A 25,046-nucleotide genomic window follows, 5' to 3' on the forward strand; every position below is an offset into this window, starting at 1 on the left:
TTTAGGTTAAACTTATCCTGACATCATCTATAATTGCATTTATAGATTTATCATCGATCATTTCAAGCTCTTCACCATAACCATAAAGCAACGCATTGTTGCATAATGTGTTTATAGATCTCGGAATGCCTTTTGAGTATTTGTATATCATATCTACAGCGGAAGATGTAAACAGAGGTTTATCCCTGCCCGCGACATTTAATCTAAAATATATGTATCCCTCAACCTCTTCTCTGCTGAGTGAACCAAGATGAAAAGCAACCCCTATCCTCTGTCTGAATGCATCGTAATACTTTGTCTGTATCCTTTTACGAAATTCGGTTTGACCGATAAGTATTATGCTTAAAAGATTCATATTATCAAGCTGATAGTTTGTTAATAAGCGGATTTCATCTATTGTGCTTTTTGATGGAATCAATTGTGCTTCATCTATTATTATAACCGGAACCGTATTTTTATTATAAAGGTCTGAGATCTTATCGCTGATCTGTTCTATTATCTCATATTTGAAGTATCTGAGATCCTCTATCCCAAGCCTTTTTGCAACGGTTTTTAAAAATTGGGTCGGAGAAAGTCGTGGATTGATAATATTTATAATTGTATAGTTTCCCTCAAGACTATCCATTACACTTCTCGATATTGTAGTTTTGCCCGATCCTATATCACCCGTAAGAACAGCGAGCTCTTTTTCCTGTATTGCAAACAAAATCCTTTCGTATGCCTCTTCGTGTTGTTTTGACTTATACAAAAATTTGGGATCGGGTGTTTTATTAAAGGGCTTTTCTTTTAATGAATAAAACTCTTCGTACATATTAACCCCTTACCACTTCTTCCACAAATATAGATACATCTATTACAAGAACGATTTCGCCTGAACCCACATCAGCAGCACCGGAAATACCTTTTACGCCTTTCAATAATTTACCGAGAGGTTTGATAACAACATCCTGCTGCCCGATAAGGCTGTCGGTCAATATCCCTATCAATCTTTCACCAACACCCACCTCAACGACATAATAGTGATCCGGACTTTTATCTTCCTTTTTACCGAAATCCAAAACCCTTGATAGTCTTACAACCGGTAAGACAGTATCCCTGAGTTTGATTATTTCTCTATTCTCTACAGTTCTTATATCCTCTGAACGTATAAAAATGCTTTCATTTATTGAGTTTAGAGGAATAGCATATCTTTTGCCGTCTGCCTCAACGATTAAAGCCTGAATAATGGCAAGCGTTACCGGCAGTGTAAGTTTGGTTCGTGTCCATTTACCTTCCTCTGTTTCTAAATCTATCATACCGCTTATTGCTCTAAGATTTGTTTTTACAACGTCAAGTCCAACTCCTCTGCCCGATATTTCGCTCACGTCAGACTTTGTAGAAAAACCTGGCAGAAATAACATGCTGAATAATTCATCCCTGGTTGGTTTTGAGGATGATGAGAGTAACCCGCTTTCTACAGCCTTTTTTCTAATAGCTTCAAGTGATATTCCTTTACCATCGTCTTCTATTTCTATAATGACATGATTGCCTTTTTGATATGCACGTATCGATATCCTGCCTTTTTCCGGTTTACCCGATAGTAGTCTTTCCTCTGCTTTCTCTATTCCGTGATCTATTGAATTCCTTATTATATGCATCATTGGATCTGTCAGCTCTTCTATAATCAATTTATCCAATTCCGTTTCTGCACCGTAAAAAGACAGTTCCATTTCTTTGTTGAGACTTTTAGCGATCCTTGTAGCTGTTCTTGTGAGTTTATCAAAAAGCTGGCTCAAAGGGATCATCCTTATATCAAGAATACCGAGCTGAAGTTCATTCAGTTTCATCTCCAGTCCTTTCAATATTTTGGCAAATTCAACGGCTGTACCTTTAAATCCAGTCTCCTGCCGTAAGGTCTCTAATGTTCTTAAAAGGTTTGTTTTGAAAAGGATAAGCTCACCTACAATATTCATGATATGATCAAGCTTCGCTATGTCAACCCTTACAGTCTGAGCTATACCCTTTATCGACGTGGTCTCATCAATACCCGATGAGACTACGGATTGCGAGCCGTTATTATCATGTGTAACGGCGGCAGACTCTTTTTGATTTCTCAAGTTTTGTACTTCCAAATTTTTAAAATCCAGGGCACTGCGTATTTTGTCTTCCGACTCTTTCGTTCCAATAATGATATCGAATTTTATTTCGTTTTCTTTTGCCTCTGTTGTGCTTGGAAGTGTAGTAATAAGCTCTCCAAAACTTTTTAATTCAGCAGTTAAATCGGATAGCTCTTTATCAAAACTCATAATATTAAAAATTGTTTCTATCTTAAATATGTCGTTGCCCTCCTTGATGTTTTCTCTTAACCTTGATTCCTCATACTCCGTGAGAACACCCAGTATGTCCTTGTTTAATGAGAGTAACGAAAATATATCGTCCTTTTTCTCTTCCGGTTTATCATTCTCTGCATCTAAAAGCTTTTTGAGCAGCGGTTCTATATCAGTGCCTCTGCCGAAATTTTCCGAAGAGACCATTGTTCTCAAAAGATCGCCTGCAGAGTACAAAGCATCTATAAGCTGATCCGAAATCTTAACTTTACTCAGTCTTACTTTATCAAGCAGATCCTCCATCTTATGGCTTGTATCTGTAACTTCTTTGAAACCAAACATACTGGATATCCCCTTCAGGGAATGTGCCGCACGGAAAAGATCGTTTATTACATCTGGATCGGGCTTAGCCGTCTTTCTTGCATTGTCTATGATAAGAACGTCCTCAAATAATTTATCTATAAGCTCTTCCGCCTCTGCAATAAATTCTTTTGTTGCTTTATTTTGTTCCATGAGCTATCCTATATACCTTTTTATAAACTTTTGAAGCGCCTCAGGCTTAAAGGGTTTAACAAGGTATTCGTTTGCACCAAGCCCGATACCTTTTTTCCTGTCATTCTCTGTTCCCTCTGTAGAGATAATGATTAGAGGTATATCTTTATACTGCTCATTTTTTCTTATAAAATTTATGAGTTCAAGCCCATTTATGTCAGGCATATTTATATCCGTTACGACTAGTTGAAATCTTACCTGCGGCAGCAGTTTTAGAGCTTCAAAACCAGTTGGAGCTTCATAGATATCATAGTCACCAACACTTTCTATAGCGGAGGAAATAAATGCACGCATGGTAGCGGAATCCTCTACAATAAGGATATTGTCTGTCATTATTACTTTCGCTCCTTTAGCATTCTTTCAAGATAAGACTTTTCCATAACCACACTTGCCTGATTCATAAATATCTCAAAGGCTGTCATATCGCCGATTGGCTTTTTAAAGGGGACATTATCACCGTAGAATATGGCTGCAACTCTATTTGCCGTTAAGAGTGGTATAACATAGCATTCGATAGGCCAGACGCCGCCAAGCTGATCTATAAATCGCTTATTGGCTTCTGTATGCTGCGGCTCTGCTTTGATGGGCCTTTTGTATTGCATTACCCTGCCCAGTATTAAATCATCATCTATTTTGATCTCCATTTTTTTTATAACCATATTGGGATTTTTAAAAAAAGACTCAAGCCCGAATTGTCCGAGCCCTTTTACATTGTTCTTTTTGACAAGAAATAAGACGCCTCTGTTGAGGAGTTCACTTGCAAACCTCATTGTAAGCAGTGTTACCTCGCCTGTAAAATTTGGATGCATAAGTTCATCAATCATTGATTTCAAAGTAAGCAATCCGGGACTTGATTCGGTTTTAAGTATGGGGCCTTCCGGTAAAAGGTCTGTTTCATTAACAAACTCATTCGTTAATTCCTCTGTTATATCCTGTATAAGTTTGTGTCCTGCATCATCTTCTTCTTTTATTTCCTGTTTTGTTGTTACCACTTCCTTCCACACAGGTTTAAATGTAAAACCTGCCTCATGATACTGCCTCATAAGGGTTGAAATCTTTTCAACTATATCCATATAGGTATCAATTTCATTCAAAGATCTTGAGAATTTCTTCGGCTTTTTTAAATATGCGTACACACCAAGCATCTTGGCCTCTTTTAAAACTTCTTCATTGTTTACACTGCTCAAAAGTATAATCGGTATCTTTAGTTTTTTTTCTATTGTCCAATTAAGAAGTTCCAGACCGCCAAGCATACCCTCACCTTTAGTTTTTGGTATGGCAAGTTCGGTAACGATTAAAGGAAACCTTGGTGAATCATGTATAGATTCAAGATAGTTATAAAGCGTCCTCAGATCATCCATAACAGTTATTTTCAGTCCTCTTGACTCAAGGCTTTCTTTAAAAAATGACTGTGATTCTGTATTGGGATCAAGAATAATAATCTCTTCCATCTCCATTAACTTCGGTTCCATTTCTTCTGTAACAGAAATCGGCGTACTCTCGGCTCTTTTTTGTTCATCGATTTGGCGCACAGCTTCCATTGCCACGTACTGAGGATTAATAGGAACAGATAAATAACACTCATACGCATTTATCAAAACATTCCTGTCACTCGCTTCACTCAGTTCAAAGTTGAAATTTCCCTCTTTCCATTCAAAAAAGTTAAATATGATTGATGTCACATACGATTTTATAAATTCATCAATGCCCTCTTTATCAATAACATTTGAGTTTATCAAAAGAGATCTCGGATCCTCGATCTCTTCAACCCTGATACGATCGTACATCTTTTTTTCCAGTTGTTCTGTAAGGATACCTTTATTTTTAAGTAATCCCAATATATTATTAGGATTGGATGATATTGATGCGGATATGAGCTGACCATCAGAAAATACAAGTTTACCTTCTTCACCCTTCTTCGTAAGATAAAGAATTCCAGACCGCCTGCTAAGGCTTACTATCTGTAGTATATCACCAAGAGCTAAATCCTCAAGGCTACCTATTAAACTCATTTATTAAGAATTCTCCTATATATCAATTGTTTAATTTTATTATCATACCAATACATAGGTGTAAAGCAACAAACATTAACCCGAATAAGACAATGACGTAAATGTGCATCAAAAGATGCGAATTTGATTGCATAATAACATAAATAAAAGTATAAGGGTAACAAAAGGTATGTGATACTATGCGTATAGGTATTATTACAAGCGGAGGTGATTCACCGGGAATGAACGCGGCTTTAAGGGCATCCGTTAGAACAGGATTATCTTATGGATTTGAAATGATAGGCATACATAGAGGTTTCTCCGGTTTATTACAGGAGGCTTTCCAAACTCTCGATTCTAAATCCGTAAGCGGCATACTTCAGTTTGGCGGGACAATTCTTCAAACGGCGAGATCTAAAGAGTTTTATGAGGAACAAGGCAGGCTCAGGGCTGTGGAGATCATAACAAAAAATAATATAGATGCATTGGTTATTATAGGAGGAAACGGCTCATTAACCGGCGCTTTAAAATTGGATGAGCTTGGCATCGCAACGGTTGGTATACCTGCATCTATTGATAATGATATGTATGGTACGGATATGGCAATAGGTGTCGATACGGCACTCAACACAATAATACAAGTTATAGATAAAATAAAGGACACAGCCTCATCGCATGAAAGGGCTTTTATCATAGAGGTAATGGGGAGAGAATCCGGGTATCTTGCAACAATGTCGGCAATAGCAAGCGGTGCTGAGATTGTTATCGTTCCTGAGGTTCCTTATGACATAAAGGATATCTCCGTAAGACTTAAAAAACGTTACGATGAGCAACGTTCGAATAGCATAATCATTGTCGCCGAGGGTGCTGTAAGCGCTTTTCAGATCGAAAAAGAATTAAAAGATGAAATCGGATTTGAAATAAGAGTAACCGTACTCGGGCATATCCAGAGAGGAGGCTCTCCCTCCATATTTGATCGTTTGATTGCATCGCGTTTCGGATATCATTCTATAAATTTTTTAAAACAAGGCGGGAAAGGTAAAATGGTTGGGCTCGTGAAAGACGAGATTACCTTTACACCTTATAAAGATGTGATCTCAAAACAAATTCCGTTTAATGCAGAATTAATTCATATCATGGAACTGCTTGGTACATAAAAACATAAACCCGAAAATACAACAAAGAAATAGCGGCGACCCGTTGAGTCGCCAAAAACAGGACGGTTCACCGAATCTCCCATACAATAAAAGACATATTAAAATGTCCTCCGGAAGTTTATATGCAGTTATTAGTGGGGGCATATCATGCCCTTGTCTTTATAGTCTTTTTTATTCCTGTGAATGAATTTTTTTGCTTAATCAAAAAGAAAGGCAGCAAAAAACTCGCTGCCTTTTTAAAAAGAGGGGGATTACTATTTAAGGTAATTTCTGTAATGTATCATTAAGTATCGTCAGTATATAGGTTGGGTTGTGTATGCCAAGACTGCCGTCGCTATTAACAAGTGCGTAGTTCCAGCCTGCTTCCAAAACCGTCGTGGTTAGAGGATTTGCTGCACTATTGATCCAGAATACAGGACCCGGGGCAGAACCTGTTGTTGCTGTTATAGAACCCATCGCAAGTGTGAATGTTGCGTTAGAGGAATCCCACAACTGGTAGCCCTGCTGTCCGTGCACCTCCGAGAATGCCGCTGCCGTTACAGGAGTTGCGATTGTCTTGGTGTTTGAGGCCCATATTGTATAACCTGATGAAGCTGAAAAGTTGATTGCAGCGATTACAGTATTAGAAAGGTTCGTTTCAAGCTGATTCAGTAAACCCTGAACCTCTGTTTGTAAGCCGTAGCCTGTAACACCCGATCCATGACAGTTCTGACAGATCGTGCCCTGGTCCTGTGGATTGATTGTCCATACATGTGATGAAGGCGCACCTCCTGGATTGTTTGGATTATAGACCATGTGACATGTTACGCATGTATCTGCAATGTTTGCGTGCTTTGACACATATATCGTGGTTGTGCCTGTAATACCTGTAAAGTATGAGCTTTGGCCCATCAGTATGTCTGCCTGCGAAGGTGTATGAGGCGCAGAGTAATCAGCTACTGGAACAGAGTCATTCCTTAATCCATTTCTTGTATTATGACACTCCATACAAATTGCACCCGCACCTACCGAGTCCGCAGTAAACCCTGCTGCAAGTGTAAATGTGTTGCCGTAAACTCTTAGCTGATCAGGGTTGGCGGCATTATGGGGATCATGACATGCCTGGCATGTTTGAGGTTGAACCTGCGATACTGTAAGCCCTAAAGCTGCAAGCTGGGTAAGATTAAGACCAACGAGGTTTTGCATGCCATTGTTTACGCCAGAAGAAACCTGGTCAATATATGCATTAAATCCCTGTGCAGAGTGACATCTTCCACAGTGTGCCGCATTTGAACCCATTCCCTGGATTGTTGCCTCTGAAAGTGATAAGTCAAGATTCGCATGAGGTGATATTGCCCAGTCAGGGCCATTTGAATCATGGCACTGACTGCATACCCCTGCATCCCATCCAACCCTTGCCTGTAAATCATAAGCCTGGTTGGTACTGTGATGTGCTTGTGAGTTACTTGGGCCGTGGCAATTCTCACATTGTATATTGGAAAGTGCTGCAAGCCCTGCATAATTTGAAAGCATATTTGTCCAGTTTGATAATTGAAGAGTGTCCGGAAATGCCCACCCAAGGGTTTTCATCACATCGTCAAACCCATCGTTATTCGCGAGCGGCGCCTGATCATAACCAACAGTATGACAGCTCAAACACACCTCATTAGTAGTTAAAGGTATTGGAGAGGAGTCATAGGGCGGGATATCTGCCGGTTCATATCCAGAAGGACCAACAGTGCCGTCTCCGATTAATCCCTCAATACCTCTTGTAAACATACTCGCATGTTGAGTCTGAAACCATGGTGCAAAATTACCTGTAATAGTGCCGTTATGACATGCGCTGCAGCTTGAATTTGAATACCCGCCGGAACCATCAATAGCTCCCATCCATGTTCCTGCTGCAATTGTGAAATAAATACCCGTAGTCGTTTCTTTTATTGTATATAAACCCGCTACATCAGGAGTAAATGTTACAACTGTGTATGGGCTTGCTGCTACATTTGTTACAACAGCATTAGAGCCTGCTGGTTTTGATATAATTGATATTGACGGTGTGGTTGATGTAAAACTAAGGTACACGGGAGTTCCGATACCCACATTTTCTATACCCGCTGTTTTACTCGCGGCTCTTACCATTATTTCCGATACCGCTTGAACGCCGGCAGGATTTGTCACATAAAGTGTAAGTCTGTATAAACCTACTTGCGTTGGTCCTATTGATATAATGCTGTCTCTGCCCTGATCGGGTGTTATACCATTAACCTGAGACATCATTGGATCCGTCGTAAAAGTAATTGATGCTGTTGTTGCTCCCGGTATCTGAGTTTCAACCCCCCCATACTGAGGGTACGGAATAACTGTCCATGTATAAGAGAGTGCTGACGCTGGATAATTCTGATCTGTTACATTTGCAGATATATTAACAGCTGCATTATATCCTACATTGTAAAGCCCGACATCATAAGCATCCATATAATAATTAGATGGCCACGTAATCAAAGAAGGCTGCAAACTCAATGGGGCCAAAGCTAATGATACTGATACCGTAACCGTTGAGCCTGCCGCTACTGCAAAGTACCCTGAAGTATACTGTGCATATCCTTTTGCACTGACCACCACCTGATACGGACCCACTGGTATGTTAGGAAAACTGAATTTACCCTGCGAATCGGTAGTAGTTGTTGGAAGAACTGCAGGAATCAATGCTACTGTAGCATTTGAAACAGCCTTGCTGCTTGAACTATCAACGACAACTCCAGCTATGGTTCCTGTGCTTAATCCTGCCTTACCCGCAGGTCCGGCAGACCCTGCGGCACCTGTTGAACCTTTACATCCTGTAATACTTATAGATATCAGGATGCTTGCTAAAAAGAACAAACCTTTTAATTTCATATGTCCTCCTTCAATAATACTTACTTTGAACGCATTTTTTATACCATCTGTTGTTTTAAGATGGCAAGCTTATAAGTATTTATTTTCCCTGAATATCTTAGAAAATAGCTATATTGATTCAGTAGTATGAAATGGTAATTTTTGGTTATAACGCACTATTATATGGTGAAATCACCCATTTACGAACAAAAAAGATTATTATGCAAAAATAATTCTGGGATGCGTTAAAAAAAAACGGTGAGACTGAGAAATGTGTAAAAATGGATCATAGTGCCGAACCAGCGTACAGCGGCGAGTCAGTCTAGCCGCTCACACTTAGCATTTTATTTTGATTTAATTGTTTTACAAAAGGAAAAATCGTATGAGCAGAAAAACACTTTTTGTTGACACTATTAAAACTAATATGTATATTGTATACAATTAAAAGTATAAGGAGGAAGACATGGGAAGACTTAAAGACAAACTATCAAAGTTGATTCCAATATGGAGAAACAATGTTAGCACTTTATCTAAAGAACATGGAAAAATAAAGATCGATGAAGTGGAATTGGATCAGGCCTTAGGCGGAATGAGGGATATAAAATCAATGGTATGTGAGACCTCTTATCTTGACCCAATGGAAGGCATAAGATTCCGTAATTATACAATTCCGGAAGTAAGAGAAAAACTGCCAAAACCGGAACCCAATAGTGAGGCATATCCGACAGGATTATGGTACTTGCTACTTACAGGAGAAATTCCTTCAAAAGATGATGTACTTGAAATAGAGGATGAATTTAAAGTTCGGGCGAGTGTGCCTGAATATGTATTTAATGTAATAAAAGCACTTCCCTCGGGAACTCATCCGATGACACAATTTGCAGTAGGAATTCTTGCATTACAAAAAGATTCTATCTTTGCAAAAAAATACAATGACGGCATGAAAAAAACAGATTACTGGGAACCGATGCTTGAAGATTCTATGAATCTTCTGGCGAAACTGCCGGGAATTGCTGCGTATATCTACAGACATACCTACAAAGACGGGAAAATTATTCCTGCTGAACCAAAGCTTGACTGGGGAGCAAATTTTGCCCACATGATGGGTGTTGATAACCCAGAATATAAAAATCTGATGAGACTTTATCTTATATTGCACAGTGATCATGAAAGTGGTAATGTCAGCGCACATGCTGGACATTTGATTGCCTCGGCGCTTTCTGATGTATATTATTCTATTTCGGGTGCTATGGATGGATTAGCCGGACCATTACATGGACTTGCAAACCAGGAATGTCTTAAATGGATAATGGATCTTTACAATAAATACAATGGAATCCCGACAAAAGAACAGGTTGAGCAATTTACAAATGATACTTTGAACAGCGGCAAGGTCATACCTGGCTACGGTCATGCCGTTCTCAGAAAAACCGATCCAAGGTACACCGCACAAAGAGAATTCGCATTAAAATTCATGCCCGATGATCCATTGTTTAAAACCGTAAGTAATATATTTGACGTTGTTCCAAATGTACTCATGAAACAGGGTAAAGCAAAAAATCCATGGCCCAATGTTGATGCACACTCCGGCGTACTGCAGTATCATTATGGTGTAAAGGAATTTGACTTCTATACAGTCTTATTCGGTGTTTCCAGGGCACTCGGCATAACAGCTCAAATCGTGTGGGATAGGGCAGTGGGTGCACCTCTTGAGCGACCAAAATCTGTTACTCTCCAGATGCTAAAAGAGGCAATACTAAAAGCTTAAGTTGTGCATTTGGTAATACATGGGATCTTGGGTAAGTGAAAAACGGGTCACCCCAAAAAGCATAAATTTTTTTGGGTGACCCGTTCTGCCTGTTCTTCTTTTGCAATGTCTTTCATAATCTTTACCCCTATTAGGAAGCATTCATTTATTATGCCGCTTTCCTCTTTCTTTTCCATCAGGCACCAAGGTATTTTTTAAAGAGATCGAGTGTCCTTTCCCATGCGTCTTGTGAAGCATCCTCATTGTATGAGGTACCGGTGTGATTGAAAAAGGCGTGATGTGTACCGGGGTAGAGTTTCATCTCAAAATTCGTTTTATACTCTACAATAGCTTTCATGAGCTCAGGCAGTCCCTGGTTTATACTGCTGTCTTCGCCCGCATATATCCCGGGCACAGCGCCTTTTATGTTTGCAACGGCTTCTATGGGTTTAGGATTTGCCCGGTAATACACCGCTGATGCCTCAAAAGGCTTTATTGTTGATATCTGGAAGGTCAGCCCGCCTCCCATACAAAAACCGATTACCCCCATTTTGTGGACATTATAGTTTGCTTTTAAAAAGTTGTATGTGGATTCCAGGTCCTTTAACATATTTTCTTCAACCTTATGTCTGTTTATCATAAGGTCCGTAATGATCTTTTTCTGTGTTTCGTCAGACTTTGACATGATCTCATTCAACACAGATGGATCTCTTCTTTTTTCGGGTGGGATAGAGAACATCGGGGTCATTGCATTCGTTATAATCTTCTATGTAAACAGCGCATCCTGGTTTTATCTTGAATACAAGTGTGGCGCAAGGGCTATATACCCCTGTCCAGCTAATCTATTAGCAACACCACGTATAAAATCGGTAAAACCGAATATTTCCTGTATAACTATTATGCCGGCTGCCTTGGTTTTGACTTCCGGCACTGCAAGATGCGTCCTGATTTCGCTGTTATCGTGTGTTTTATATCTTACATTCCTGCTATCCATAATCGTTGATCCTTATCTATCTTGTCTTGGACTTTGGACTGCTGTATCATTTACCCGAATCCAGTACTCTATCTACCCTGTACACAGGACTTTTCAATAATTTATCGTCTTTTCTAATAATGTTAACTTTGATGGATTATGGGGTCTACACACACTTGACAAAGATTCTGATCTGCTCCCTATTTCTAACTACTTGAAAAACAACATGCGCCCGGGGGGATTTGAACCCCCGGCCTGCGGATTCGTAGTCCGACGCTCTATCCACTGAGCTACGGGCGCATTATTTATATTTCAATATGTTATATGATGTTCCTATTTACTGTCAAGCGGCTGCTGCCAACTTATCCCCGTTTTTTTTGTGAAAATCAGTTCCCATCATTGCATCCTTGAGTTAAATGTTGACAACGATCCACATTAAACGCTTACATGCAAAAACATCCTTAACCCATAGCCAATCAAAAAAGATAAACCCGCAACTCCAATGCTGATCAAGCTCATCTCAAGAAACCTGCTCAAGAACGGTACTTCTTTTGTTACAGAAATGAAGTAGGTGAAAAAAAATATAATAACAACAGCAGTGATAATGGATAATAATATGGCAAGATGATAGCTTTGAAAAATAAAAAATGGGGCAACAAGTAATGCCACAGCAATTATATAAGCCACACCGGTATACATTGAAGCTTTAAAAGGATTTTTATCATTCCGGTCTGATTTTTTTGCAAGATACTCTGATGACATCATCGATAAAGCCGCTGCGATACCTGTGATCAAACCTGCTACCCCTATAAGGTGCGTTTTCTGGAATGCAAAAGATAAACCTGCAAGTGTACCTGTGATCTCCACAAGTGCATCATTTAATCCGAGGATCATGGAGCTTATGTAATTGAGTTTATCTTCATCAATTAAAGATATTAGTTCTCTCTCGTGCTTCTCTTCATCTTCAATTATTTCTGCCGTCTCTTTAAATTGATCGGATATCCGCCTGTAAGCAAGCTGCGCCCTATCTTCTCCTTTTTCCATAATCTTTATGGCAAAAGTTAAACTGAATAGCTTAACAATAGCAATGTAGAAAAAGATTTTTATTCTGCTCGGTTTTATATCTATTTTCGTATATCTTTTCCATATATCATAATGACGAAGCTCGTCATCGCATATTTTCTGTAATACTTCTTTATTTTTATCTTTTGAGTTATCAGAAAGCCTTTTATAAACAAAATGTTCTGTAATTTCATTTTTTTGAAAAGCCATCAGAGACAGCATCATGTTCTGTTCCAAAGTGTTTTTATTCATATAATCTCTCCTTAAAACTCATTCTCATTTTTTAATATTATCAGAACGCATATAAACTGTCATCTTAGGCTTATACCAGATTTATCGAATTATTATCATCTGATTGCAAATTTATATCGATTAACATATATCTATACTTAAACATGACAAAAAGAGAAATAACAAACACTATAAAGCTATTGGTATTCTTCATAATTATAGGGATCATAGCAGGTGTCTCATTACATTTAATAGCAATACATACAAAAATGATTCCTATGGGTTTTTCTTCTATAATCGATGCTGCCATAATCTTTATTTTAGGTATGATAATTATTAAGGTAATACAGAGATTTATAGCCAACACATTCATGTATATAAGTGAAGACAATGCAGGTGTTTTAAAATTTTTTATCAACCTCATTGTATACTCAGCCTTACTCATTATTATCTTTTCTGTACTTGGCATTAATGTCACAAACATACTGCTTGGTGCCACATTTCTTGGTATAGTTTTAGGCCTTGCAGCCCAGACAATATTATCTAATTTATTTGCGGGTATTATTATCCTTTTTGCCAAGCCTTTCAAGATAGGAGATAGAATCACTGTTGTGACATGGCAATGGGGAGTATCTCCATCTACTTATCAACATGAGGCCCTTAAACCAGGATATACAGGCATGGTTAAAGATGTAAACCTTTTATTTACAACCATAAAAGAAGATAACGGCATGGAATTAAAAGCACCAAATAATGTACTTATGTCTGCACTTATCACGAATTATTCGGGAGTGAAAAAGCGGATAACAAGGGTGAGATTTGAGCTCGATAAAAAAGTTGAGCCTGGTGCATTTAAAAAGGCTCTGGAATCGTATCTTGATCAGGATGAAATTATATTAAAAGAACCTTCACCGGCCATAAGAACAGTGGATTTAACTTTGAACAGCTATTTCATAGCAGTAGAAGTGTATTCGGAAGAGATAAATGAAGATCCCGTCAGAGATATAATACTTAATTTTTGTTTAAATTATACTAAAGGGGTAAAACAGAATTAAGCAAGATTGAGTGAATGATCCGTGGATGAAGATAAAATAAAATAAGGAGGACAATAAGTGAGATGTTATAAATGCCTTAAAGAAGTTCCTGCGGGTGTAGAAAAGTGTCCTCATTGCGGTCAGATTTTGTTTCCCAAATTTTCAAAAAACAATCCGGAGCAAAAATATAAAACAGGGCAAGAATCAATAGAATCAGCAAATGGAGGAAAGTCAAGCACCCCTGTACAGAAATCAGCGATTTTTCATGTTGGAGATATAATACTCTCCAGATACGAAGTAAGGGAGTTACTCAACTCTAAGGGCCTTGGGAACACGTACAAAGTAAGAGATAAAACTCGAAAAAAGATTTTTGTACTCAAAACCATACAACCCTCGTTGCTTTCATCGCAAAAGATAAAAAACCAGTTGTTCAACATTATGAAGATACTGAAAGAGCTAAAGCTGCCGGAGATTGCGATCATATATGATTATGGGGAGATAGAAACTACTCCATATATTGTTACAGAGTACATAGAGGGGCTGACGCTCAGAAAATTGCTTGATGTAAGAAGAGACATGAAGCGTTTCTTTAAAGGTGAAGAACTCGAATCCATACTTAGACATCTGTGCAAAGCATTGATTACCGCCCATAATAACGGCATTGTTCATGGTGATTTAAAACCTGAAAATATCTTCATACTTCCAAACGGTATAAAGATCACGGATTTTGGCATTGCAAGCGCGCTCTCGCCATTAGACTTCGCATCAATACAGCAAGATCTCGGGTATGCTTATGCATACATAGCCCCGGAGATCATCATAGGTGGGGCATTGGCAAAAGTAAGTGACATATATTCACTCGGGGTTATAACCTATGAGATGCTAACAGGGCTTATACCTTCCGGCGTAGTAAGCCCGCCGAGCACCTATAATAAAGAACTTTTCCCGGACATTGACAGAGTAGTTTTGAATGCCATACAGCAGGATTATGAAAAACGGGCTCAATACATAACCGATTTCTATAAAACACTCGTGCACTTATTTGGAAAAGAACCGGATGCCTTTGAAGAAAAACAATGGGAAACAAAAGAACAGCAAGGAATAGAAGAGGCTGGCAAACTGCATACAGAAATCGATAAAGAATTATTAATGTATATAGACACGGAAGGGACAAGTATCCCTCATACTAATCTTGAGGAGGCATCTAAAAAAGAAACAGCAAACCCTTCGGAACCCCGGCAGCAAATTATAGAAAATCTTCCTCTGATAGAAGAAAAACACTCACCTGTTAGACAGCCAGAGCCTGAAAGCGATATCGTTCAAGAACAACAGTTAGAGCCTAAAAAGGTACCGTTAATACCTTCTCCAGAAAAGGTTAAGGAGAAACTCGCTAAGAAATCTCCAATCGGACTTATAACAGTTATAAGTGCTGGTACTGCAATTATATCAGCAGTCATTGTATGGATGGTTTTGAAGCCATCTCACGAGATAATAGCATCTCGTATTACTCCATCTCAGATGGCTTCAACTCAAATAACCCAATCTCAGATGACTTCAACTCGAAAAACCAAATCTCAGATGACTGCATCTACTATAAAACATGTCCTAAGAAAGGTCATAAAACATACAAAACCTGTTGAAAAAGCAAAAATCATACCGCACCAGTTACAACAGCCTGAAAGCATTGCAAAGCCGATAGAACAAAGAAAAGAAAAGCTACCTGTAAAACCTGAAAAAGAGGTAAATGCAGCTGTAGTGCCGGAGAAACTCATTACACCACCTGCACCAAAACCTCAATGCCCTGATAACATGGTATATATACCTGCCGGCAGCTTTATAATGGGCAGTTCTCCTTCCGATCCTATGAGAGATTTTTCAGAAAAACCAAATGTAAAAACATACATAGATAGCTTTTGTATTGATAAATATGAGTACCCGGATAAAAAAGGCGTAATACCTGTAGTAGATATAAATTTCTATACCGCCAAACAGATCTGTAGCGAAGAAAATAAAAACCTTTGTACTGAAGCTGAATGGGAAAAAGCATGTAAAGGATCCGGCAATCTCAAGTACCCTTATGGAAATAAATGGGATGATTCAAAATGCAATACGCAAACATCCGACGGAACGAACAGGTCTATTGCACCATCAGGGAGTTTTATAGGATGTGCGAGCGGTTATGGTGTTTACGATATGAGTGGAAATGTAATGGAGTGGACTGATAATGTTTTTTCATCGGCAGATACTCGGTATAAGGTAGTAAAAGGGGGCTCTTATACAAGGCCTGACTGGGGGACACGCTGTGCATCCAGATACAATATGCTACCCAATTCAACGAGCCCTGAAGTGGGATTCAGATGTTGCAGCAACCCGTTGAAATGATCTAAGAACTCAAGTTTTCAATTTCAGCTCTCACCTTATCAATAAGTACCTCTTTATTATCCATATTGTATTGATCAACTTGTATGGGTTTACCTATCTTAACCCTTATTGTGCCTGATTTTACCAATAATGAATGAGAAGGTAAAATCTCAAAACTTCCTTTTATTCCAATAGGAACAATTGAAAAGCCTGATTCTATAGCAAGTACGAATCCGCCCTTTTTAAACGGCCCTATTTTGCCGGTCAAGCTTCTTGTACCTTCAGGGAAAAGTATAATAGAAAATCCATATTTAAGCATACGCCTTCTTGCTTGTTCAATACTCTTTCTTGCCAATATAATGTTTTTTCTATTAATAATAACGTGCCTGCCCAAATACACTGCCAAGCCAAAAACCGGAATCTTCAGCAGTTCTTTTTTTGCAAAAAATCTTAATTCCAAGGGTGATTTGAATACAATAGCTGCCGTATCAATGTGGCTTATGTGATTGGACATAAAAATGTAAGATTTGTTTTTATCGAGTTTATCAAATCCTTCAATATCCACTTTTATACCGGCGGTTTTAAGTATCAGCCATGCCCAGATCCTTGAAATAAAAAATACAATATTACCCGTTGGATCAAATAAACCTATTATTATTGCTAATGTCGCTACAACGGCGGTATAGATAATAATTCCAACAAATGTAATATACGATCTCATAAGCAAGTATTACATAAATATCTGTTTTTTTCAATATATCTCAAACAGCTACCAGATAAGTGGATCGTGGTAGTTATGTTGAAAGAATGTACTTGATTTGTCAGGATTGAACAGGCAATTAAACGGCAAAGCCAATCACTCACTTCACAATCATTCTTTAAGTGCCCTCTCCGTAAAGTCTCTATTGGATAATCCTGTATTGATCTTCATTTCCTTTACGATGATGTACGTTGTATGATTTTCCTGCACGTTACGCATTTCCATAGACATCGGGAACCATTTACCGTTGATCTCTTTCATCTCTGTATTTGTCAGAATTTTCAAGAGCTTTCCGGAAGGATCATAAAATTCTATCTTTAACGGTACAAAGGTATCATCCTTTACCCAGAGCTTTACCTTACTGTACGCTGAGCCGGACTTTTTGGGCGTAAGGGTCAATGCATATTCATGATCTTTATAACTATCAATGGCCGCATTAAAGTCCTCTGCAAGCCCGCTCGAGCTTAGATCTCTATAATTAAAATCAGAACCCATAAAATCCCCGTGTGATGCATATCCGGCGATACGTCTTACCCTGCTTAAAGCAGGCAGATATAACCACATATTCTCGCTGCCTCTTGATAGGAAGGCAGTTCCTTTAATATCGGCAGGTGATAAGAACCTTATAAGCTTATCATTGGCACCTTTCATATACATTTTTAATGTTCTTTCTACTGTTGTGCCGCTGCTATCAATAAGCTTCATTACAGCCACACTCGTTTTATCCTTTGTTAATTGCTGGTTATCGATTTTTTGTAACACTTCATTCCCGGTTAAAGGTGCAGATGCGTTTACAATTAAGGGTAGAACGACTGGTAATATTGAAAATATTGTTATCTTCTTCATTTTTATGCCTCCCGAACAGCTATATAAATAGTCATTGTAAACTTATATGTCAAACAAAGTTGCCATTTACTTAAATCCGATATATAAATTTTATGTATTATCAGATAAGGCGTAATTCTACTATCTCAAGATAGTCGGTCATTAGAGGAAATGGTGTAATGGAGGTTTTTTTATGAAAGATAAAGAGCATTACAAGCTTGGCAAAGAATATTTCCTTGATAATAAATATGATCTTGCAATGAAACATTTTACAATCTTTGAAAAGAACAATAGAGATTATGCTGATGTTTATAACATGCTTGGAGTGATTTATTATCTAAAGGGCAATATAAAGGATGCGATAGGTTCGCTCGAAAGATCTCTTGAACTAAACCCAACGTATCTGGAAGCAGCAACAAGTTTATCCATTATTTATAACGATATAGGGCAATATGAGAAAGCAAAAAACGTGTTAAATAAGGTTAAAGAATCGTCACACACAAAAACCATAAAAGAGATGGAAGATAAACTTATCTATTCCAGGCTTGCAAATATGCATGCAAAACTCGGAGATCTTTATACAGAAATAGACAATTATGATAGTGCAATAGAGGAATATCAAAAGGCTTTAAAACTTCAACCCGTTTATGTTGATATAAAAACAAAACTAGCTTTAGCATTAAGAACAAAAGGACTTATTGCACAAGCTATAAAGGAGCTTGAAGAAGTCCAGATGATAAATGCCGATTATATACCTGCGAAGGTTAATCTCGGGATACTATACTATCTAATGGGTAGATACGATGATGCAATTGTCGAACTTGAAGATGTGCTCAGGAGAGAGCCTAAAAATGGAATTGCCAATATATATATTAAAGCTGCTAAGAATGGATTGATGAAGAAACAAAATGCGTAAAATTACTACCTACATTTTGTGCATAACGCTATTATTGATAGCGTATAACTTAGCTTACGCGGAGTCGTATAAAGATATAGATGATTTTAAACTCCTTGAGGATAAAGAATATTATAGTTATCTTATAAAAGATATAGGTGCGGCGAGACATAGCATAGACATAATTATGTACTTGTTCAAACCAACAGGTTATAGAAACGGATTACCGGATCATATCCTTGACTCAATAGAGAGTAAACATAAACAGGGTGTTAATGTGATAGTACTTTTGAATATAGATGATAGATATAAGAACAACGGAAAAGCTGTATCGGTAAATGATTCAAACACTTCTGTAGCAAAGGATCTCGAAAAAAGGGGTATAAGGGTTTATTTCGATTCACCTAAAAGAATAACTCACGCAAAGGTCATTATAATTGACAAGCGTATCGTTTACATAGGCAGTCATAATTTTACTCAAAGTGCGTTGAAATATAATCATGAAATAAGTGTAAGGATTGTTTCATCCGATTTAGCAGAAATGCTTTTAAGATACATGGAGGTCATAGAACATGAGATATAGGTTTTTATCAATATCTCTCTTATTGGTAATCGTATACAGTTGTGCTCCCAGGATTGTTTATGAAGGCAGGATGATGAACGTAGAACAGGTGATAAGTATTGTCAGGAACAAGGCATCCGAACATGAAAAAAAACATGATCTTATAGAAGCCATAAAGCTGTACGCATCAATACCAAAGATATACAAGGACAGCATTTATGCACCCTATGGATTATTTAAGGCCGGTGAGCTTTCAATGAAATTAAAATTATATAATGATGCCAGGGGCTATTACAATCAGATAATAACACAGTATTCAAACAGCAGATACTCATACAATGCAATGATTGGTTCCGGGGTTATCGATATGATAGAGACTCAATACAGCAATGCAGCGGATCAATTTAAATCAGCCATTAAACGGTCAGAAGGCGATAAAAAAGGAAGAGCATATTTTTTGCTTGGCGAGGCATATTATATGGGAGATAAGTATCGGGATGCATGTAATGCTTATGCTCATTCAATGACTCTATTCTCCAATAAACCCGATATAGAGCTTTCACGTATGATGATTGATAAAATCGTTAATGCCTATCTTAGTGATAATGATGCAAAGCAACTTCTAAAAGGAGCGTATACGGTATATGAGACGTCGCTTCTACAGCTAAAGCTTGCCAGGGCTATGCTCTCTTCAAATAATTACATGGCAGCGCTAAAACTTTTAAATGCGATAATAGCCTCCGGCATTCCATACCCTGAGGTCATGAATACGGCAATTTCTTTGAAGCAACAAATCGAATCTATCGTTAATGTGGATATGAAACACATAGGCTGCATTCTGCCTTTAAGCGGAGAAATGGCTCCTTTTGGTGAACAGGTGTTAAAAGGTATAGAACTTGCTATCGGATTTTCAGGAACCAATGGATCAGGTTATAGGCTTTTTATAGGGGATTCAAAAGGTGTACCCGAAGAGGCTGTTAAACAGGCAGAGGAATTAGTTAAAAAAGATCATGTGTCTGCAATCATTGGTCCATTGCTGAATGCCACTTCTCAGGAGGTTGCTTATGAAATGCAGGAGTACGGTGTTCCGGACATAACAATTAATCAGAATTCGAATATCACGAAAGTAGGCAGTTATATATTCCAGAACAGCCTTACATCCGCGGATCAGGCAAGAAATATTGTTGACTATTCAATGAAAGTGCTCGGCATAAATAGTTATGCAGTACTGTATCCGGAATCTAATTATGGTGAAAGTATGATGCGTTCTTTTGTAGAAGAAGTATTGCAAAACGGCGGTTCAATAAATGGTCTTGAAGGATATGATACTACAGAAACAGATTATAAAGTCCAGATCAAAAAGCTTATAGGTACATATTATCTCGATCTACGGAAAGCAGATATCTTAAAATTACCGCGAGATCAACGTTCTAAACCCCCGCCGATAATAGATTTTAAAGCGATTTTTATTCCCGATTATTATGAAAAAATTGCAATGATTGCACCGGAATTGCTCTACTATGATGTTAACAATGTTCAGTTATTAGGCGGCAATGGCTGGAGCAGTGAAGCCCTTATCAAACTCGGCGGCAGGTACGTTGATGGTTCTATATATGTAGATGGTTTTTTTACTCAGAGTACCGATCCAGCAGTAGTGCAATTTGTGAACAAATACAACTCCGAGTTTTCGGTTGAGCCGACTATCCTATCAGCACTTGGTTATGATACAGCCAATATCCTTATTAATGCTATTAAGGATGCTAAGACAAGAAAGGATATAAGAAACAACATTATGGGGCTTAAAAATTATAACGGTGTTACAGGTATTACAACGTACGATGGCAGTAGAGTGCCGGTTAAAAAACTTTACATATTAAAGGTATATGGTAATAGAATAATCGAGGTGGGGCATTGAGGCATTAGTCATGAAACCGAAAAGCACAATAGATAAAATAAATATGGAACTTGGCGATATTGCAATAGAAACAATAAAGACTTGGATGTATGCGGATATTGGTATACCCGATATTAAAAGTGACATCTACGAAAAACAGGATGAACTTATCATAGAGATGGATGTTCCTGGTGTAGATGCCGGGCATGTAGAGTGCTTTGTGCAGAACAATGTAGTTTATGTTTACGGAGAGAAATTCGAAGTAGTTGAGCATAATATTATTAGATACGGTCAGGTAGAAAGGACCTTTGGAAGCTTTACTAAAATAATACCGATACAGTCCACGTGTGATACCAGGAATATAAAAGCAGTATTAAAGAATGGTGTATTGAAGATTATCCTCAAAAAAATACAGGATAGAAGAGTTAGTAAAATAAGGATAAAAATAGAAAAAGGATCATGATATGACGGAAGAAATTGATTTAAAACAAGAAAATGAACAGCAGCCAGACAGGACAAAGATTCCCGATGAACTGCCGCTCGTTCCTATAAGGGATGTTGTACTATTCCCCAATATGATACTGCCGCTATTTGTCGGGAGAGAAGCATCAATATCCGCAATCGATTATGCGCTTACAAAAGAAAGGCTTGTAGTATTCTCGACGCAAAAAAATATGAACGAGGAATCTCCGCTGCCGGAAGGGATATATGAGACAGGGACTGTCGGCTCCATAACACGCATGCTTAAACTGCCTGACGGTAGGGTAAAAATTCTCATACAGGGGCTGTCGCGCGTACATATAAAAGAGTATAAACAACAGAAGCCGTTTTATCTTGTAAGCATTGATGTTATACAGGAAGAACCTGTTACAGAAACTGTAGAGATACAGGCACTCATAAGAACCGTTAAAGAGCAGCTTGAAAAGGTAGTTGCAATGGGCAAACCAATTCAGCCTGATGCACTTATACTACTTGAAAACATAACAGATCCTGGAAGGATAGCGGATATAATTGTAACAAACTATGGCTTGAAAACCGCAGAGCTCCAAACATTTCTTGAGACTGTTGATCCTGTACAGAGATTAAAGTCTGTCATGGAAATACAGAACAAAGAAATGGAACTTTTGACATTACAGGCAAAAATACAGTCTCATGCAAGAGAGGAGATGGGTAAGGTTCAAAGAGAATATTTTTTAAGGGAGCAGCTCAAAGCCATTAAAAGTGAACTCGGTGAAATCGATGAAAAAGCGAGAGAGATACAGGAGTTCAGAGATAAAATAAAAAAGGCAAAGATGCCGAAAGATGTTGAAGAAGAAGCGCAGGGTCAGGTAAACAGGCTTGAGATGATGCATCCAGATTCTGCTGAAGCATCTATAGTAAGAACTTACCTTGAATGGCTGACAGAGATTCCATGGAGTAAAAAAACAAAAGAAAATATTGATATAAAGCATGCAAAAAGTATACTCGATGTGGATCATTATGATCTTGAAAAAGTAAAAGAACGTATACTTGAATATCTCTCAGTGAGAAGGCTTAAAAAAAAGGCAAAAGGTCCTATACTATGCTTTGTAGGACCACCGGGTGTAGGTAAGACATCCCTCGGTAAGTCAATAGCACGCGCACTCAACAGAAAATTTGTTAGGATGTCTCTTGGCGGTATAAGAGATGAAGCAGAGATAAGAGGCCATAGGCGAACCTATATAGGTGCCATGCCTGGCAGGATTATACAGGGGATAAAACAGATCGGCACAAAAAATCCTGTTTATATGCTCGATGAAATTGATAAAATAGGCGTAGATTTTAGAGGAGACCCGTCTGCAGCACTTCTTGAAGTTCTTGATCCGGAACAGAATTTCTCATTTTCCGATAATTATCTCGGTGTTCCTTTTGATTTAAGCGATGTCCTGTTTATAGCAACTGCGAACATGATGGATCCTGTTCCGCCTGCATTAAAAGATAGAATGGAGGTGATAAGCCTCGCCGGATACACCGATGAAGAGAAATTACGCATTGCACAAAAATTTATAATCTCAAGACAGGGGAATGAAACGGGTGTGGGGAAAAATAATGTTAAGTTTGAAGAGGCAGCTATACTCTTCATTATAAATAACTACACCAAAGAAGCAGGCCTGAGAAATCTCGAAAGAGAAATAGCAACAATCTTTAGGAAAGTTGCTCAAAAGATAGCAGAAGGAGAGAAGCCGCCTTTCAATATAACAAAAAATGATGTGAGAAAATATCTTGGTGCCCCCAAAATTCCTATAGAAGACCTTATGTACAAAGATGAGATTGGTGTTGCAACCGGTCTTGCGTGGACGCCTTACGGCGGAGATGTGCTTTACATAGAGGTGATAATAATGAAAGGCAAAGGCAGACTAACACTTACAGGACAGCTTGGCGATGTGATGAAGGAATCCGCAATGGCTGCTGTAAGTTATCTTAGATCAAAGGCAACGGAACTTGGTATAAATGATGGATCTTTTTTTGATAGGTTCGATATTCATATACATGTGCCTGCCGGTGCTATTCCTAAGGATGGGCCCTCAGCAGGGATCACTATGGCTGTTGCAACTGCGTCTGCTCTTACACGTAAAAAGGTTAGAAGAGATGTTGCAATGACCGGCGAGATTACATTGAGGGGTAATGTACTGCCAATAGGGGGTTTGAAAGAGAAGTCTCTTGCAGCTCTCAGAGCAAAGATATACAGAGTTATAATGCCGGAAGCGAACAAACCGGATCTCGAAGAATTACCGGATTATGTTAAAGATAAAATCACTTTTATCCCTGTAAAACACATAAGCGAAGTTCTGGAACAGGTTTTGCTCACAAATAAAAAATCAACTCATTCAAAGAATGATGCAAAAAACAATAAAAAACTGGGAAGAGATAGACCTCATAAAAAGAATTAAAAAAACTTCGGGAAAATCCAGAGGTGATGTTTTACTTGGTATTGGAGACGATACGGCTGTTGTATCGTGTAAAGGCAATAAGCAATTACTTTATACGGTTGATAGTGTTGTAGATGGTATACATTTTCTTGGCGAACTAAATAAATGGGAAAGTGCCGGGAAAAGAGCCATTGGCGCGGCGGTAAGTGATATAGCAGCAATGGGTGGAATTCCCCTTTATGCAATGTCTTCACTATTTCTGCCGGTAAGTTTTAATGAAAAGAATGTCCACAGGTTTATGCATGGATTTACATCCCGGTTAAAAGAATATGGTATTACACTTATAGGAGGGAATATTACCACGACCAACGGGAGTTTTGCAGCGGATACGGTTGTTATAGGTGAAACAGAGAACAATACATTTATAACGAGGCATGGTGCAAGAGTCGGTGATATTATATGCCTTGCAGGTATAACAGGTGAAGCGATTGCGGGGCTTGATCTTTTGTTAAAGAGAAAAGAGAAAAAATATCCAGGGCTTGTGAACAGATATTTAGAACCCGTTCCAATGTTATTACAGGCACGTACAATTGTAAAACATCTTGTTCCTAATTCAATGATAGATGTATCTGATGGACTTATGCAGGATCTTAATCATATACTTGAAGAAAGCAATGTTGGTGCAAGACTTGATCTTGATAAAATACCCGTATCAAATGGTGTAAAATACACAGCAGAACTCATGGGTAAAGATCCTTATGAGTATGTTTTAACCGGAGGTGATGACTATACACTGCTTTTTACTGTTTCTGTTACGCATTATAAAGGCGAGATAAACAGGCTTGGTATAAAAAGGATTGGTACGATAGTGGAGGATAAGGGTATCTCTATGTACAGGCATGGGAAAAAAATAAAATTGGCTTATGAAAGCAAAGGCTATATTCATAGGGGATAA

18 protein-coding genes, 1 tRNA gene and 1 pseudogene are annotated in these 25,046 nt (G+C 38.3%); 10 read left to right on the forward strand and 10 right to left on the reverse strand.

The features are described from left to right. Position 1: 1 nt before the first annotated feature. The 4 genes from M1381_03275 to M1381_03290 are packed head-to-tail and all read right to left on the reverse strand — an operon-like array spanning position 2 to position 4,870. Positions 2 to 811 carry an AAA family ATPase gene (locus M1381_03275; GenBank protein ID MCL4478111.1) on the reverse strand — a complete coding sequence of 270 codons (810 nt, stop codon included), beginning with the start codon at positions 809 to 811 and terminating at the stop codon, positions 2 to 4. Position 812: 1 nt separating this feature from the next. Continuing rightward, positions 813 to 2,819 (reverse strand): chemotaxis protein CheA, encoded by a 2,007-nt coding sequence (locus M1381_03280; GenBank protein ID MCL4478112.1) that lies wholly within the window; start codon positions 2,817 to 2,819, stop codon positions 813 to 815. Positions 2,820 to 2,822: 3 nt separating this feature from the next. Continuing rightward, positions 2,823 to 3,191, reverse strand: coding sequence for a response regulator (locus M1381_03285; GenBank protein ID MCL4478113.1), 369 nt, complete (start codon positions 3,189 to 3,191; stop codon positions 2,823 to 2,825). Between the two features lie 2 nt (positions 3,192 to 3,193). Further along, complete coding sequence (locus M1381_03290) at positions 3,194 to 4,870, reverse strand: response regulator (protein ID MCL4478114.1); 1,677 nt, start codon at positions 4,868 to 4,870, stop codon at positions 3,194 to 3,196. A gap of 179 nt (positions 4,871 to 5,049) precedes the next feature. Here M1381_03290 and pfkA point away from each other — a divergent pair, with 179 nt between their 5' ends. Further along, positions 5,050 to 6,006 carry a 6-phosphofructokinase gene (gene pfkA / locus M1381_03295; GenBank protein ID MCL4478115.1) on the forward strand — a complete coding sequence of 319 codons (957 nt, stop codon included), beginning with the start codon at positions 5,050 to 5,052 and terminating at the stop codon, positions 6,004 to 6,006. Between the two features lie 258 nt (positions 6,007 to 6,264). On the opposite strand, the gene M1381_03300 is transcribed toward pfkA, so the two are convergent. Continuing rightward, complete coding sequence (locus M1381_03300) at positions 6,265 to 8,880, reverse strand: carboxypeptidase regulatory-like domain-containing protein (GenBank protein ID MCL4478116.1); 2,616 nt, start codon at positions 8,878 to 8,880, stop codon at positions 6,265 to 6,267. Between the two features lie 442 nt (positions 8,881 to 9,322). On the opposite strand from M1381_03300, the gene M1381_03305 reads away from it, so the two are divergent. Next, complete coding sequence (locus M1381_03305; GenBank protein ID MCL4478117.1) at positions 9,323 to 10,627, forward strand: citrate (Si)-synthase, eukaryotic; 1,305 nt, start codon at positions 9,323 to 9,325, stop codon at positions 10,625 to 10,627. A 175-nt stretch (positions 10,628 to 10,802) separates the two neighbouring features. Here M1381_03305 and M1381_03310 read toward each other — a convergent pair. From M1381_03310 to M1381_03320, 3 genes and pseudogenes are all read right to left on the reverse strand, one after another. Further along, positions 10,803 to 11,600 (reverse strand): annotated as a pseudogene (locus tag M1381_03310) (dienelactone hydrolase family protein). Positions 11,601 to 11,806: 206 nt separating this feature from the next. Beyond that, positions 11,807 to 11,879, reverse strand: a tRNA-Arg gene (locus M1381_03315). Positions 11,880 to 12,014: 135 nt separating this feature from the next. Beyond that, positions 12,015 to 12,893 (reverse strand): VIT1/CCC1 transporter family protein, encoded by an 879-nt coding sequence (locus M1381_03320; GenBank protein MCL4478118.1) that lies wholly within the window; start codon positions 12,891 to 12,893, stop codon positions 12,015 to 12,017. A 143-nt stretch (positions 12,894 to 13,036) separates the two neighbouring features. Here M1381_03320 and M1381_03325 point away from each other — a divergent pair, with 143 nt between their 5' ends. Together M1381_03325 and M1381_03330 are read left to right on the forward strand one after the other, a co-directional pair. Next, positions 13,037 to 13,927 (forward strand): mechanosensitive ion channel family protein, encoded by an 891-nt coding sequence (locus M1381_03325; protein MCL4478119.1) that lies wholly within the window; start codon positions 13,037 to 13,039, stop codon positions 13,925 to 13,927. A gap of 57 nt (positions 13,928 to 13,984) precedes the next feature. Next, positions 13,985 to 16,288: a bifunctional serine/threonine-protein kinase/formylglycine-generating enzyme family protein gene (locus tag M1381_03330; GenBank protein ID MCL4478120.1), complete on the forward strand. Its 2,304-nt coding sequence runs from the start codon at positions 13,985 to 13,987 to the stop codon at positions 16,286 to 16,288. 1 nt (position 16,289) lies between these two features. Here the strand turns inward: M1381_03330 and M1381_03335 are convergent, their stop codons facing one another. Both M1381_03335 and M1381_03340 read right to left on the reverse strand, forming a co-directional pair. Next, on the reverse strand, positions 16,290 to 16,988 hold the full coding sequence (locus M1381_03335; GenBank protein ID MCL4478121.1) for a 1-acyl-sn-glycerol-3-phosphate acyltransferase: 699 nt from the start codon (positions 16,986 to 16,988) through the stop codon (positions 16,290 to 16,292). 150 nt (positions 16,989 to 17,138) lie between these two features. After that, on the reverse strand, positions 17,139 to 17,873 hold the full coding sequence (locus tag M1381_03340) for an outer membrane lipoprotein-sorting protein (protein MCL4478122.1): 735 nt from the start codon (positions 17,871 to 17,873) through the stop codon (positions 17,139 to 17,141). A gap of 172 nt (positions 17,874 to 18,045) precedes the next feature. Between M1381_03340 and M1381_03345 the strand changes: the two genes are divergently transcribed. Genes M1381_03345 through thiL form a run of 6 tightly spaced genes read left to right on the forward strand, consistent with a single transcriptional unit; the run spans position 18,046 to position 25,046 of the window. Further along, the gene (locus M1381_03345; protein ID MCL4478123.1) at positions 18,046 to 18,768 is read left to right on the forward strand and encodes a tetratricopeptide repeat protein; all 723 of its coding nucleotides are present in this window, start codon (positions 18,046 to 18,048) and stop codon (positions 18,766 to 18,768) included. Beyond that, positions 18,761 to 19,330, forward strand: coding sequence for a phospholipase D-like domain-containing protein (locus tag M1381_03350; protein ID MCL4478124.1), 570 nt, complete (start codon positions 18,761 to 18,763; stop codon positions 19,328 to 19,330). The genes M1381_03345 and M1381_03350 overlap by 8 nt, the downstream gene beginning before the upstream one ends. Next, the gene (locus M1381_03355) at positions 19,320 to 21,224 is read left to right on the forward strand and encodes a penicillin-binding protein activator (protein ID MCL4478125.1); all 1,905 of its coding nucleotides are present in this window, start codon (positions 19,320 to 19,322) and stop codon (positions 21,222 to 21,224) included. Before M1381_03350 ends, M1381_03355 begins: the two co-directional genes overlap by 11 nt. Before the next feature lie 10 nt (positions 21,225 to 21,234). Next, complete coding sequence (locus M1381_03360) at positions 21,235 to 21,666, forward strand: Hsp20/alpha crystallin family protein (GenBank protein ID MCL4478126.1); 432 nt, start codon at positions 21,235 to 21,237, stop codon at positions 21,664 to 21,666. Position 21,667: 1 nt separating this feature from the next. Beyond that, complete coding sequence (lon, locus tag M1381_03365; protein ID MCL4478127.1) at positions 21,668 to 24,112, forward strand: endopeptidase La; 2,445 nt, start codon at positions 21,668 to 21,670, stop codon at positions 24,110 to 24,112. Next, positions 24,057 to 25,046: a thiamine-phosphate kinase gene (thiL, locus tag M1381_03370; GenBank protein MCL4478128.1), complete on the forward strand. Its 990-nt coding sequence runs from the start codon at positions 24,057 to 24,059 to the stop codon at positions 25,044 to 25,046. Before lon ends, thiL begins: the two co-directional genes overlap by 56 nt.

The organism is Deltaproteobacteria bacterium, from assembly GCA_023382265.1.
GTDB lineage: Bacteria > JAMCPX01 > JAMCPX01 > JAMCPX01 > JAMCPX01 > JAMCPX01.